At 61.6% G+C, this 14023-nt stretch carries 9 protein-coding genes; 7 read left to right on the forward strand and 2 right to left on the reverse strand.

Features of this window, described 5'->3' with window-relative positions; all coding sequences use genetic code 11:
* Nucleotides 1–30: 30 nt before the first annotated feature.
* Nucleotides 31–1902 (reverse strand): redoxin domain-containing protein, encoded by a 1872-nt coding sequence (locus VGG64_21465; GenBank protein HEY1602185.1) that lies wholly within the window; start codon nt 1900–1902, stop codon nt 31–33.
* Nucleotides 1903–2181: 279 nt separating this feature from the next.
* Here VGG64_21465 and VGG64_21470 point away from each other — a divergent pair, with 279 nt between their 5' ends.
* From VGG64_21470 to VGG64_21490, 5 genes are all read left to right on the forward strand, one after another.
* A complete protein-coding gene (locus VGG64_21470) occupies nt 2182–4065 on the forward strand; it encodes a CocE/NonD family hydrolase (protein HEY1602186.1) in 1884 nt (627 codons plus the stop codon).
* A 168-nt stretch (nt 4066–4233) separates the two neighbouring features.
* The gene (locus tag VGG64_21475; GenBank protein HEY1602187.1) at nt 4234–4452 is read left to right on the forward strand and encodes an SEC-C metal-binding domain-containing protein; all 219 of its coding nucleotides are present in this window, start codon (nt 4234–4236) and stop codon (nt 4450–4452) included.
* Between the two features lie 238 nt (nt 4453–4690).
* Entirely contained in the window at nt 4691–5215 is a 525-nt protein-coding gene (locus VGG64_21480) for a TlpA disulfide reductase family protein (GenBank protein ID HEY1602188.1), read from the forward strand.
* A gap of 250 nt (nt 5216–5465) precedes the next feature.
* Nucleotides 5466–7733 carry a DUF1549 and DUF1553 domain-containing protein gene (locus tag VGG64_21485; GenBank protein ID HEY1602189.1) on the forward strand — a complete coding sequence of 756 codons (2268 nt, stop codon included), beginning with the start codon at nt 5466–5468 and terminating at the stop codon, nt 7731–7733.
* Nucleotides 7734–7825: 92 nt separating this feature from the next.
* Nucleotides 7826–9265 carry a DUF1501 domain-containing protein gene (locus VGG64_21490; protein HEY1602190.1) on the forward strand — a complete coding sequence of 480 codons (1440 nt, stop codon included), beginning with the start codon at nt 7826–7828 and terminating at the stop codon, nt 9263–9265.
* A gap of 78 nt (nt 9266–9343) precedes the next feature.
* On the opposite strand, the gene VGG64_21495 is transcribed toward VGG64_21490, so the two are convergent.
* On the reverse strand, nt 9344–10012 hold the full coding sequence (locus tag VGG64_21495; protein ID HEY1602191.1) for a PspA/IM30 family protein: 669 nt from the start codon (nt 10010–10012) through the stop codon (nt 9344–9346).
* Between the two features lie 368 nt (nt 10013–10380).
* Between VGG64_21495 and VGG64_21500 the strand changes: the two genes are divergently transcribed.
* Together VGG64_21500 and VGG64_21505 are read left to right on the forward strand one after the other, a co-directional pair.
* Nucleotides 10381–11196 (forward strand): sigma-70 family RNA polymerase sigma factor, encoded by an 816-nt coding sequence (locus tag VGG64_21500; protein HEY1602192.1) that lies wholly within the window; start codon nt 10381–10383, stop codon nt 11194–11196.
* A gap of 243 nt (nt 11197–11439) precedes the next feature.
* Nucleotides 11440–14023: protein kinase (locus tag VGG64_21505; protein ID HEY1602193.1), on the forward strand; the 2584-nt coding region annotated here is incomplete at its 3' end.

Consider the following 14023-nt stretch of genomic DNA (forward strand, 5'->3'; position numbering starts at 1 on the left):
CGTCCAGCACTAGACTTCAAAGCCGATGGCTCAACCGCCGTCGCCTGTGTCCGCTGATGCCTCGTCTTTGCTGGCCGGTTCTTGCATGCTGGGCTTGCCGCCGGTAACGTCGTCGCTGATGGGGAGCGTCGAGAAGAAGCCGAGCATCATTTCTTCCCAAGTCTGGTCGCCCCATCGCACCGTATCGCGCGGATTCGGGTTGGCCAGATTACCCTCGGAGTTATCGAAGTGCGCAATGCATTCCAAACGGGTGCCCTTGGGCATCAGCTTTGGCTCGGCCAGTACATAACGTAACTGCCAGTTGAAATCGTAACGCGGCACGTCAAGCAGTATTTCCTGGCTGCCGTCTGGGTAGTGAGCCACATAGCGGAACGATTTACCGCGCAGGTGCATGTGCGGAAACAGCGTGGCTAGGAGCGCATCCTTGCCGAATTTGTGCTGCGATATGACTTCATGATTGTCCTCGCCCGGCGGAATCGTAAACCAGCGATTGCCGGCCGCTCCGCCGCGGGTCTGGCGCTTGACGGTGGCCGGATCGGCGTAGCGCAAGCCGATATAACTACGATCTTGCTGCGCCGTGCCGTTAGGCGTGTAGTGCATCTGAAAGACGATCTTCGAGCCAGCGGGCAAGAATGCCGCTACGCCGGGCGGATAAATGCGCGCCCGATCCCCCGGCGCGTAGCCGACCAATCCTCCGCCTCCGCGGACATCGCCACCGCGGCCACGGCCTCGCGCCGGCGCCTGCACAAAGGCGATGATGTGATGTACCACGGCGCGGTTGCCTGGCCGGGCCTCGACCGCCTGCACCCATTTGTCCTCGGTCAGGTGTGGGTCCACCGCGAAATACTGGTACGAGACGGTTCCCTCGGCCGGCACGTCAAATGGCTCGTCGCGCATGTACACAATCTGGTCGGGCTCGCCCATCTGCCAACCGGTGGCAAACTCGCGGGGCGGTGGCAAATCCTTGTCGTCCCCCTGCGGGCAACCGTTCTTCACCCAATCGTGAAAGAGCTTCTTTTCATCGTCGCTCAGGCGGGCGTCGTTAACAAAATGGCCGTGCTCGGGATTGGCGAACCAAGGAGGCATCCGCCCCTCGTCGATGACTTCGAGCATCGTATCGGCCCAGCCCTTCACCTCGTCGTAGTCCAACAGCGCGAACGGCGCGACCTCGCCGGGCCGGTGACACTCGACGCACCGGTTTTGCAACAGCCGCGAGATCTGGTTGGCATAGGTGACGTCGCCGTGCGGTTCGACCTTGGCGACGCGTCCGATCATGCAGCCCTGGGCCGTGCTGACGCTCTGACTGAGCGCCTTGCCGGATAGCAGTTCGTCTATCGCGACGGCCAGGTCACGGCTTTTGACCCTTGGCTTGGCGTAACCAGAACCTGTACCTAACCCAAATTGATCGTCGATGCGGCCGCGGTAGCGGATCACGTGATTCTTATCGAGCAGAAACACCTCGGGCGTGCGCATTGCGGCGAATTGATCTGCCACAGTGTTGCCCGGGTCTTTCAGCAGCGGAAACGTGATCTCTCCCACTCGCGCGAAAGCGGCCATTTCGGTGGGTGTGTCTTGCTGGTTCGCGTTGATGCCAACGAAGGCCACGCCGCGATCGGCGAATTCTTTTTGCAGCTCTTCGAGCCGCGGTGCGTATTGCTTGCACAATGGGCATTCGTTGCCGAGAAACGCAACGACGACCGCCTTTCCTGCGAAGTCGTCGAGCGAGTATTTCTTGCCACGGAAATCGGCCAGCGTAAAGTATTTGATCTGGCGACCGATGGCATCTGCCGCGTGATCTGCCGACGAACTGCGCCGCTCGGCATCAGCGCCCCGGGCCCAGGTCCCGCCGAGCAGGGGGAAGCAAAAGGCCACGATCGCAAGCAAATAGGCGGATTTCCGCATGGGATTATCGCAAAGAGAGGGAAGAAGTAGCCCAGACGCCCGCGGCAAGCTCCGCTTAGTTTAACCCCGCCTGGCCGCACAGGGTATCGCCCGATAAATCAGCCCCGCTAGTTGCCTTACGGCTGCTACTACCGCCCGGTCCGGGCAATTACGATACACGCACCCGCTCTCCTTCCTTCCATCCGGCCGGTCAGGTGGCTTATGTGGATTCTGTCGATGCCGCAACGATCAAGCCCGAGCCAATCGCAGTTGCGGCGAAGTCGCCCCAAACATTCGATCGTGCGGTCCCTGCTGTCGGTGCGACATTTCGGCCTGCCCTTGCTGCTCGTCGGACTGCCACCGGCCGTGGCCGTGTCGCGCGAACCAGACAACGACGTCGTGGCCACGACGGGCGTGATGGTTTCCATGCGCGACGGCGTGCGATTGGCCACCGATGTCTACCGTCCGGCTCGGTCCGGAGAGCCGCTAGGCGAAAAATATCCCACGATCCTCACCCGCACCCCGTACGGCAAGAACTGCTCCGACGCGTTGGGCAAGTATTACGCCGCACGCGGCTACACGGTGGTGGTGCAAGACACGCGTGGCCGCTACGACTCGGAGGGGGTCTGGCACATGCTCACCGACGATGGGCGCGACGGCGTCGATACGGCCAATTGGATCGTCGCCCAGCCCTGGTCCGACGGACAGATTGGCATGTTCGGCACGTCGTACGTGGGCGGCACACAGCACGCCCTGGCCATGGAGAACTCTCCGCACCTGAAGACCGTGATCCCGGTCGATGCCATGTCGAACTTGGGATACGCCAGCATGCGCAACGGCGGAGCGTTCGAGTTGCGATTCTGGAATTGGATCTTTTCGATCGGTGGGCCCAGCGGCAGCAGGCAAGCGCGCGATCCGGCCACAGCCCAAGTGCTGAAGCAGATGATGGAACATCGCCGCGACTACTTGTTGAACCTGCCGCTACGCCGCGGCACGACGCCGCTGAAGTTGATTCCCGAGTACGAAGAGTGGCTCGTCGAGGCGATACGGCACGGCGCCAATGATGAGTTCTGGGAACAGAACAACATCACAGACCATGCCGAAAAATACCGTGACTTGCCCATTTACCTGGTCGGCGGCTGGTACGACTCTTGGGGCGGCAATACCACCGCGAACTTCCAAACGCTGTCGAAACGCATCAAGGGGCCTGTCTATTTGATCATGGGGCCCTGGACGCACGGCGGGCAGGGATCGAGCGCGCACGGCCAGGCAAGTTTCGGCGCGGATGCTGCGATCGCTGATCCATTGGCCTGGAGGCTCGAGTGGTACGATCATTGGCTCAAGGGGCGCGAAAACTCGGTCGGCCACGCAGCGCCGTTTGCCACACCGGTGCGGGTCTTCGTGATGGGCACAGGCGATGGCCGCAAGCTGGCCGACGGACGCGTGAATCATGGCGGCCGCTGGCGCGACGAGCAGGAGTGGCCACTCGCGCGCTCGCAATCGACAAATTATTACCTGCAGGCCGACGGCATTCTGGCACAGCAGCGGCCGGCAGTGACTCGTTCGTCGACCAGCTTCGAGTTCGACCCACGTCATCCGGTGCCCACGATCGGTGGGAACATTTCCTCTGGCGATGGAATACTACTGGCCGGCGCCTGGGACCAGCGCGGGGGCGACCACGTTTGGAACGCACCGCAGCCGATTCCGCTGTCGGCCCGCAACGACGTAGTGGTCTTTCAAACGGCGCCGCTCGAGGCCGACATGGAAGTCACGGGCGAGCTAGCAGTAAAGCTGTGGGTCTCGTCCTCGACAGTCGATACCGATTTCACGGCCAAGCTGATCGACGTCTATCCGCCGTCGGCAGATTTTCCGGCAGGCATCGACTTGCTGATGGGTGACGGGATCATGCGCACTCGCTTTCGCAATTCACTGCGCAGCGAAGAACTGATGGAGCCGGGAGCCATCTACCCGATCACGGTGCGGCTGTATCCCACATCGAATGTGTTTCGCCGTGGGCACCGCATCAGGGTCGACGTTTCGAGCAGCAATTTTCCGCGATTCGACGTCAACCCGAACACGGGCGAGCCGCTGGGAGACCAGCGGCGACAAGTGACAGCCACCAATACGATCCACCACGACGCGGATCATCCCTCGCACATCGTGCTGCCGGTTGTGACGGACTAGAAACCGCCGATTGGCGCAATGTCTGAGTGCTAAGATTGGTAGGATGAACGCCTTGATTCCGGACAGGCGAGCTTCGTCCCCACTAGGGGTCCAAACGGCGGCCGTTCGGTGAAGGGCGTTTGTTTCGTGGCTGTCGATTTTCATGAAAAGGCGCCAGGAGGAACTGTCGTGGCAGGCTCCGCTGACAACCCGCCGAAGAAAGATCGTCCTCCGTTGCCGCTGGGGGACGAATGGGATGAAGAGCCACTGCTGGATGAGGATCACGCGTGGGCGCCCGGCGATCCGGTTGTCTCTCGCGCGCCGCACGTGGGCCGCAACGATCCGTGTCTCTGTGGTAGCGGCAAGAAGTTCAAGAAGTGCTGCGGCCGACCGAAAGGAGCCCGATAACGTGTCCGCGGGTTGTTGACGGGGCACGTCGGCACCTTGTACGTGCCCGCGGCGCAGAGAGGCGGACTCGCCTCGCGCGCGAGGCATGCCCACGCCGGCGTGGGCATGGCACCCGATAGATCGGTATCGGAAAGTTCAGACCTGGCTCGAAGATTGCTCTGCTAGACTTATCCATATACTTACTGTGTTTATTGATACTGCGTGCGGCTGACTCACCATTGCAAGCGACGACAAAGACATGAAATTTCAGACGGTCAGATACCGCGACATTCTGGCTCTGCTCTCGCTCGCTCTCGTTATCGGGTGCGGGGGTTCGTCGGCGGACCTGCATGGCAATCTTTTGCCGCCGGGCACTCCACTGCCGCCACTCGCGGCCGAGGGTTGGCTGAACGGCCCTGGGCCAACCGTGGAGGAACTGCGCGGCCAGGTAGTGGTGATCGATGTCTGGGCCTTTTGGTGCCCGCCGTGTCGGGCCGCCATGCCCGAGATGGTCGCCGCCTACGAGAAATATCACGACCGGGGCGTGACATTTCTGGGGCTGACTTCGGAGGGGACCGATACGTTGAGTGAGACCAGGGGCGTGGTCGACAGCGCGACGCTGTCCTGGCCCAACGGCTATGGGGCCGGCGCGACAATTCAATCGCTGGGGGTGCAAGCCATACCCAGCGTATTTGTCATCGGGCGCGATGGCCGCGTCGTCTGGAATATCGACCGGCCGGGCAGCATGCAGGACGCCATTGAGTCGGCTTTGGACAAGAGCTAGGCGCAATGAGGGTCCAGCCGCCGGTATTGGGTTCGCGCTGATTTTTCGGTGCTCTGTCCACGACATGCGCGGGCATACAACGCTACGAAGCTGCCAGGAGATGCTCACGCTGCGCGTGAAAATGGCACCCGATACGGCACTAGATATGGCTGCCGGCACCGGCAAAAGCGTGGCACCTGGCAAAAGCCGGGTATAATGCAGGCCTTGCTTGCAGCCCTGCCGACCGCACATGCACTGGCTCGCCTTGCCGATGGCACGACCCGAATCCACAGTCGAGCGAATGCGTATCTCGGTAGTGGCGTTGTTCCTGCCATGTGCGCTATTCGTCGGCCTGTTTTACGGCCAGGTCGGCATCGTCGCGGCCGAAGATGTCTCGTTTCGCCGCGACGTGATGGCGGTTCTCTCCAAAGCGGGCTGCAATCAAGGGGTCTGCCACGGAAACCAGAATGGCAAAGGCGGATTCAAGCTCTCGCTGCGCGGGCAGGATCCCCAGTTCGATTTGACCGCGATCACGCGCGACCAAGAGGGCCGACGGATCGACGGCCTCGAGCCCGACCAGAGCCTGCTGTTGCTCAAGCCCACTATGCGAGTGGCCCACGAAGGAGGGGGACGTTTCGCCATCGACTCGCCCGAGTATGCGCTGCTGCGCTCCTGGCTGGCCGAAGGGGCCCGCGACGATGCGACCACGGCTCCGTCGCTTGTGCGTCTGGAAGTTGCGCCGGCCGAGGTGGTGTTGATCGAACCGCGCGACGAAGTTCAAGTGCGCGTAACGGCACACTTTGCCGACGGCACCTCGCGCGATGTGACGAGCCTGGCTGTGTACGATCCGGTCGAGCGCATGGCAACCGTAGATCACAACGGGCGGGTCAGCCGCCAGGCCTTTGGCGAGACGACTTTGCTGGTGCGCTATCTCGAACGACAAGTCGCGGTGCCGCTGGCCTTCGTGCCGGAACGAGCCAACTTCGCCGCTCACGAGCTGCCGGCGACTAACTTTGTCGATACGCTGGTGTGGGCCAACCTGCGGCGCCTGCACATGGCACCGTCGAACGTGTGCGACGATAGCACGTTTCTGCGCCGCGTTTACCTTGACCTGCTGAACGTGCTCCCCGCCGCGGACGAAGCCCGCGCGTTTGTTGCCAACGCGAGCGCCGGCAAACGGGCCGAGCTCGTCGATCGGCTACTGGCGCGCCCCGAGTTCGCGAGGGCCTGGGCGTTGAAGTGGTCTGACCTGTTGCGCAACGAGGAAAAGACGCTCGATCGCAAGGGGGTGCAAGCGTTCCATCATTGGATCGAGCGGAGTATCGCCGAAGGTAAGCCGCTGGATCAATTCGCCCGCGAGTTGATCGCGGCCCGCGGCAGCACCTACCAGAATCCGCCGGCCAATTTTTATCGAGCGCTGCGCGACCCGCACAGCCGGGGCGAGGCGGCAGCCCAGGTTTTTCTGGGTGTCCGCTTGCAGTGTGCGAAATGTCACAATCATCCGTTCGAGCATTGGACGCAGGACGATTACTACGACTGGGCCAGCCTGTTCGCGCGTGTGCAATATAAGGTGCTGTCGAATCAGCGCTTGGACCAGAACGACTCGCACGAGTTCGACGGCGAGCAGCTGGTGTGGATAGACCGCGTGAGCGAGGTCACGAACCCACGCATTGACGCGCCGGCAACACCGCGAGTGCTGGGGGACACCGTCGGGTTACCCGCCACCGAGGATCAGGATCGGCTGCAATCGCTGGCCGAGTGGATCGCAGGACCGGTGAACAAATTCTTTGCCCGGGCGCAGGTTAACCGCATCTGGTTTCACCTGTTGGGCCGGGGCATCGTCGAGCCGATCGATGATTTTCGCGACACGAATCCGCCGACGAACCCTCCGCTGCTCGAAGCGCTGGCCGCCGACTTTGTCGAGCATGGTTGCGACCTGCGACATTCGATCCGCACGGTCGTGAACTCGCGCGTTTATCAGCTGGCCAGCACGCCCAACGAATCGAACGTGGATGACGATCGCAACTTCTCGCACGCCGCGGTGCGTCGGCTGTCAGCAGAGCAATTGCTGGACGCGGTACACCAGGTGGCCGGCTTGCCGCCGAAGTTCAACGGATATCCGGCCGGAGTCCGCGCGGGCGAGGTCCCCGGCGTGCTGGCCGTGCGGCCGCGCGACGAACCGCCGAGCATGGACGATCATTTTCTGACGGTGTTCGGCAAGCCTCCCCGACTTTTGAGCTGCGAATGCGAACGATCGACCGGCACAACGCTGGGCCAAGCCTTTCAGATGATCAGCGGCCCGCTGGTCAACGACCTGTTTGCGCGCGACGAGGGACGCGTGTCCCAGCTGGCGGGCAGCGGGAGACCAGCCGGCGAGCAAGTCGAAGAACTTTACTGGACCGCGTTGTCGCGCCCCCCAACGGCCGAGGAACTGGTCACGACGGTACACTACGTCGAGCATGCGACGGATCATCGCCAGGCGCTCGAAGATATCGCCTGGGGTTTAGTGAACGCGAAAGAATTCGTACTGCGGAAGTGAGAGCAAACAGCAAGCGACATCTGTGGTTTGTGAACGAGTGATACACGTGCCGTAGCCTTAGAAAAGCGAGTCCTTATGGCGAACCACGCGAGATGAACGAGCGAGCTGAATCCACCGGTTTTGCCTGCCGCGATTTTCGCGCTGCGCAACACTCGCGCCGACATCTGCTGCAAATCGGCGGTCTCGGCCTGTTGGGCCTGAACATGAACCGCGTGCTGCGGGCGGAAGATGTCAAGGGCGTCGCGGCATCAAGCGTGCTTGCGACCAAGAAACCGCCTGCCCGCGCCAAGTCGGTCATCTTCCTTTACCAGTTCGGCGGGCCAAGCCATCTCGATATGTTCGACATGAAGCCTGATGCCCCTGACGGGATTCGCGGGCCGCTGGAACGGATCTCGACCAAGGTGCCAGGGCTCGAGATCTGCGAGCAACTGCCGCGCGTCGCCCAGGTGATGGACAAGGTGACGCTGGTGCGCAGCGTTCACCACACGATGAAAAATCATAATCCGGCTGCATACTACGCGCTGACAGGGCATGCCCCGCCGACGGACGATATCCGCCTGCGCGACTCGCTGGAGTTGTTTCCGGCCTACGGATCGGTTGTCGATCGGCTATTGCCCGGTGCGGACGAGATGCCGTCTTTCGTGGCGTACCCCTATGTGATGCGCGATGGCGAGATTACACCCGGCCAGCACGCCAGCTTTCTGGGCAAGGTACACGACCCACTCCTGGTGACCGAGGATCCGAACCGCGACAAGTTCCGCCTGCCCGAGTTGAGCTTGCCGGCGAGACTTTCGCCGGACCGGTTGGAAAGTCGGCGGCAGATTCAACGGCTCATCGATCGGCAATCGCGGCTGCTGGATTATTCGGCCGAAGCGCGCGGGCTGGACTCTTATTACGAGCGGGCCTTGGCCATGCTCAATTCGTCGCGTGTCCGCCAGGCGTTCGATCTGTCGAGCGAACCTGAGACGCTGCGCGATCAATACGGCCGCCATACGTACGGTCAGAGTTGCCTGCTGGCGCGGCGGCTGGTCGAGTCGGGCGTGAAGTTCGTGAACGTCTACTTCTCGAACTCGATCGGCGGCCAAAGCACAAAAGCAGGCGGATGGGACACGCACGGCTTCGGCAACACGCGGATGTTTCCCATCATCGAGAAGTACCACTTGCCGCTGACGGATCAAACGCTGCCAACATTGCTAACGGATCTCGACGGACGCGGCCTGCTGGATACAACGCTAGTAGTGTGGATGGGTGAATTTGGCCGCACCCCCAAGATCAATCAGAACGTCAGCCGCGATCACTGGCCTGGCTGCTACACCGTACTTTTGGCCGGTGGCGGAGTGAAGCGTGGATTCGTCTACGGCGCCAGCGACAAAAACGGCGCGCGTCCCGACCGCGACGGAGTACGGCCCGACGATCTGGCCGCCACGATGTTCCACCTGCTGGGCATCGATCCACAGACCGAAGTGCATGACACCAACAATCGCCCGCTGGTGATTGCCGCCGGCCGGCCGATTTCCGAGATTTTGGCGTAAGTGAATTTTACCTGCGCCCGATGGAACTCCCTACGGAACCACCGGTCGGCAATGCCCCTCCGGCGCGGAAGCATGTCATTACTTTTTAAATTTCTTCTGCAGCTCGCGCAGCTCAGAGTCGATTTCCAGGTTGGAGCTCTCTTGTTCGAGGGAGATTTCCTCCTGCACGGACTCGCTGGCGAGCTCTCGTAGTGCGTCGGCCTCGGCTTCGGCCATCTCGACCTTCTCGCGCATGCGATCGAACTTGGCAAAGGCGTCGTGATTGAGTTCGGGCGAGGCGGTGCCCAGGCTCAGTTTGGCGCGCACGTCGGCGGCTTTCTTGCGGGCGGAAAGCGTACCCAATTGGCGTTTGGCGTCGGCCAACTTCGCCTGCATTCCTTCGAGTTGGCGGCGCAACGTGGCACTCGATTCGACGGCCGCCGAGTGTTGATCGCGCAGGGCAGCCGCCAACTTTTCGTATTCTTGCTTGCGGCCCAGGGCCTGGCGGGCTAGCTTTTCATCGCCAGCCTCGACGGCCGACTCGGCTCGCTGCTGCCATTGACTGGCCTTGTGTTCGTTATCGGCCAGTTCCTTGGCCACGATCTTGTCGCTGGCCAACGCCTTGGCGACATCGCGCCGGGAGGTCTCGATCGAGGTCTCCATCTCGCGCACGGCTTGCTTCAGCATCTTCTCGGGATCTTCGTACTTCTCGACCATATCATTCAAATTGGCTGAGAGGATGTCGCTCACGCGTTTGAACAGTCCCATGTGTTGCTCCTTGGTTTCTCGACCGGCAGGCCGCCCGCGCTGCCCAAATTACATTTCTGACTTGTTCATGTAACGGCGCAGCCAATCCGGCAGCCGAACCAATGAATTTTCTTATCCAGCGTAGTAAACCGTCGGCGGGCCGGCTTCGTATTGGGTTGGTCCCTAACGAAATTGTACATTGCGCCAACAGAGACGGCCTGCGGAATCTACGAGGTTTGCCGCCATGGGTGGCAGGGGCACTCTGACACGGCGAAACGCTTGACCCGCGCACAGGGCCGCCCCAGAATGTGGAGGTAGCATCTCCAGCCGGCGCGACTCTTTTTTTGGCAGTCTCTTTCGCCGTCGCTTTCTTCCGATACCGGATGGTCATGGCTTTTCCCGAGACTCGGCCGACTCTCATTCAACGGATTGTTTCTACCGGCGATAATGCCGATTGGCGGCAGTTTCTCGACGATTATTGGGGACCGGTCTGCCGTTTTGCGGCCTACCGAAGCTCGCTTGGGGTGGCAGACGTCGAAGACATCGCCTCGCAAACCTTCGAGGCGTTGATTTCCAACAAACTGTTGGCACGTTGGATCGTTAATCGTTCCGCAAAGCTCCGCACGCTGATTTGCACCGTGACGCGCAACGTCATGTCGAACCGTGCCCGCGTCGACCAGGGACGTGCTCGGCTGATGCGCGAGCACTTGGACCAGGGAGGCGAGCTTGTCGGGCTGGACGCACCGGTCGAGCAAGTCGACAGATTCTATGCCGCCTGGGTCGAGGACCTGATCGAACAGGCGGTCGAAAGCCTGCTCAGCGAATACCACCAGGCGGGAAAAGGAGACTATTTTCGCGTCCTGCACGGCCGGCTGTGCGAACAGATGGCCATGGGTGAGGTCGCAGAACTGCTGGACCTCAAGATCACGTCCGCCGAGAACTATTTCAAGGCAGCCCGCAAACGGCTTACGACGATCTTGCAAGACTTGGTGCGCCAGCACGTCGAGCGCTATGCGGCCAACGCCGATCAGGATGAATTTGCCGCCGAGTGGCATGCCCTGGGCGAATATCTGACCGAGCACGGCGGCTTAGAAGACGCCGTCCGTCGAACGTACGAAGGTGCCAATGTAACGTCCCTGCGGCAGCGCAAAACGGCCCAAATCAACCTGACCCTCTCTCGGATTTCCTCGTTCGAGGCGGAATAGCGCCAGACAATCCGCGGAATAACTGCAACAGGGTTACCGGCCGACGGGCATCATTACATTCAATGAACGACGAGCAATCCCAAAAGGTGCGCCACCAGCGCTTGCCTTTTCCATCACGGTGAGATCCTAGGGGAGTAGCGTGATGAGCCGTTGGACGAGTTTTGTCGTGCGAGACTCGCAGCAGCCGAACCGAGTAGGTGTAGGCAAGGGCGCTCGCGCCTTACGAAGGAGGGGGAGCTGGCTGTGACCGAACAGAGCTTGAATGTGCCTGCCGGACGGTCGTTGGCCGAACTGTCCCCTTTGCCTTCGCCGCAGGTAATTTCCTGGTTTCCGGCACTATTGGCTCAGGTCATCGCCCTGCACCGCGAGGGTCGGTTGCACAGAGCCATTGCCGCGGGCACGATCTCGCTCGGCAGCGACCGGCGACCGCTGCTCTCGAATCCGCCCGAGAAGGTCGTTTTGGGCGGCGCCGCCGAGTCCGACAATTGTCCGCCCGAGTTGCCAACGGGCCTTCCGTGGGACATGCCGACGGAATTGGAGCCCGCGCGAGCGATTTTGGCGACCGCCGGCGTGGACATGGATCCGCGCAGAATCGATGTATATCAACTCGGCGTCCTGCTCTGTTTTATGGTGACGGGTCAATCGAGCGGTGCTTACTTGCGCAGCCCGAAAACGCGAGGACTGGTGCCCGCCGTGCTACGGCCGCTCATTGATAGCGCTCTTGGTCACGATGTGGATGCCCGGCTGGAGAATTGCGAGCAGTTCTCGACGATGCTGGCCGAGGCGACGGATGCGAGTCACGCCACGCATGCCCTAGGTTCTGACACGCCGGCAATGATTGTGGCGCACACTCCGCTGCCCGAGGCGCGTTCGCCGCTCGTTGAGGATTTCGCGGCCGCGCAGCCGGCCACGGCCGTCGATCCGGCCGGTCGATTGGGTGCCTATCAGCTTTTGAAGCGGATTGGCGGCGGGGGGATGGGGGATGTTTACAAGGCCCATGATGCCGCGCTCGATCGCGTCGTGGCCATCAAAGTTTTGCCGCCGGAGCTGGCGCGACATCCGGCCTTCGTGGCACGCTTTCGCAGCGAAGCAATGGCGATCGCCAAATTCACTCATCCCAACATCGTCCAAGTCTATGCCTTTGCCGACGATGCCGGCCGGCACTTTTTCGCCATGCAGTTTGTCGAAGGCGAGTCGCTGGCCGAGCGCTTGCACCGGCAAGGTCGCTTGCCGCTTGACGAGGCCCTGCCGATCTTCGAGCAATGCTTGGCCGGGTTGGCGGCGGCTCACGCGCGGGGGCTAATTCATCGCGACATCAAGCCGGGAAATGTGTTGATCGATAGCGAGCATAATCGGGCGCTGCTAGCCGACTTCGGGCTGGTCAAGGCCATCGACCACGCCGATGGTCACACGGCGACCGGTGTAATCATGGGCACGGTCGGGTACCTTTCACCCGAGCAGGCGCGGGGCCAGCCGGTCGACGGTCGTTCGGATTTGTACTCACTCGGCGCGTTGATTTATCAACTGCTCTGCGGCCAACTGCCGTTTGTCTCTGAATCGGCGAGCGGACTGATCTTTCAGCACGCCTTCGACGCGCCCAAGTCGCTTGCAGACCTGGCCCCCGAGGTGCCGAAGCGCATTGTGTCGATCGTCATGCGGCTGCTGGCCAAGGATCCGGCGCAACGTTACGCGACGGCCGCGGACGTGCTGGAAGAGATACATGCTTTTCGCGCTGGCACGCCCCCGGTGGCACCTCCCCGCAATGACGCGAAATCGAGGGTCATCGTCGCACCCCACCTGACGGCTCCGGCGGAGCCGATCGATACGTCGCGCATCGCCCCCGTTCGCGCCTGGCGAGACCGCTTCTGGAACCTTTTGTACTCTCACGCGCCGCAAGTGGCCCAGAAGCTGGCCGATACAGAGCATCAGGTTGATGGGGCCGTCTTGCAATATGAGAAACGGCGCGACGAATTGGCCGATCTTGCCCGCGCTGCCGCGAGCGTGGCCGCCGAATTCGCGGCCCAAGAGGCCAGTCATCGCGAAGCTGCCAAGGCTGCCGCGGCACGCGCCGAAAAATGCACGACTCCCGAAGCGGCTATCGCCGCACAAGAGGATCAGGACCGTTGCGAACGAACGGCCGCAGAGTTCGCAAGCCAATTAGCCGAGCAGGAAAGGCAATCGGAAGAAATCCAACTGCGATTGTCCAAGGTGAACGCCACCTTGCAGCAGCTCCGCAGTCAGCGCGACGCCTTGCAAGCGCGAATGCGTGCGGCACAACAACAGATGGGAGAGAAACCTGGTGGCCCGCCAAGACGACGAATATGGTGGCTCCTCGCAGGGGTCGGCGCGGTGGTTGCTATCCTGGCGATATGGTTGCCGAAAGGCGACCGACATGAACCGGTGATAACGAGTTCTCCACCGCCGAGGATCATGCGTCCTGCGCCCGTGGTCGAGCCCCCTTCTCCGCCGGCGAGCGCTGCCCCAATGGTCGACGTGCCCGAGATCGTGGACGGCGTGTTGGTGCATCATGGCCTGCTGATCTCGGAGTATCCGCAACAACCGAAGCAAGACGCCAAAGGGGGCGCCTTTATACCGCGGGAGGAACTGGGGGCTCCGGTCGGAGAGGTCTCGACGACCCCCACTTTGACCAAATGGAAATACAATCGGTGGCGCAACGTGATGGCCGAAGGCGTGCTCAAGGTCGACTTGGCGGGCGAGTACCGCTTTCTATCGAACAACTTCTACGATCGCAACGCACTGTATGTAGATGGCACACTGGTCTGCAAATACCGAGACGGCGAGAAAACCGTCTCGAAAATAGAACTAC

Source organism: Pirellulales bacterium (assembly GCA_036490175.1).
In the GTDB taxonomy this organism is placed as follows: Bacteria; Planctomycetota; Planctomycetia; order Pirellulales; family JACPPG01; genus JACPPG01.

Coding starts and splice junctions, on each gene's coding strand:
- VGG64_21465 (HEY1602185.1), bottom strand. CDS start 1,902: ATGCGGAAATCCGCCTATTTGCTTGCGATCGTGGCCTTTTGCTTCCCC.
- VGG64_21480 (HEY1602188.1), top strand. CDS start 4,691: ATGAAATTTCAGACGGTCAGATACCGCGACATTCTGGCTCTGCTCTCG.
- VGG64_21485 (HEY1602189.1), top strand. CDS start 5,466: ATGGCACGACCCGAATCCACAGTCGAGCGAATGCGTATCTCGGTAGTG.
- VGG64_21490 (HEY1602190.1), top strand. CDS start 7,826: ATGAACGAGCGAGCTGAATCCACCGGTTTTGCCTGCCGCGATTTTCGC.
- VGG64_21495 (HEY1602191.1), bottom strand. CDS start 10,012: ATGGGACTGTTCAAACGCGTGAGCGACATCCTCTCAGCCAATTTGAAT.
- VGG64_21500 (HEY1602192.1), top strand. CDS start 10,381: ATGGCTTTTCCCGAGACTCGGCCGACTCTCATTCAACGGATTGTTTCT.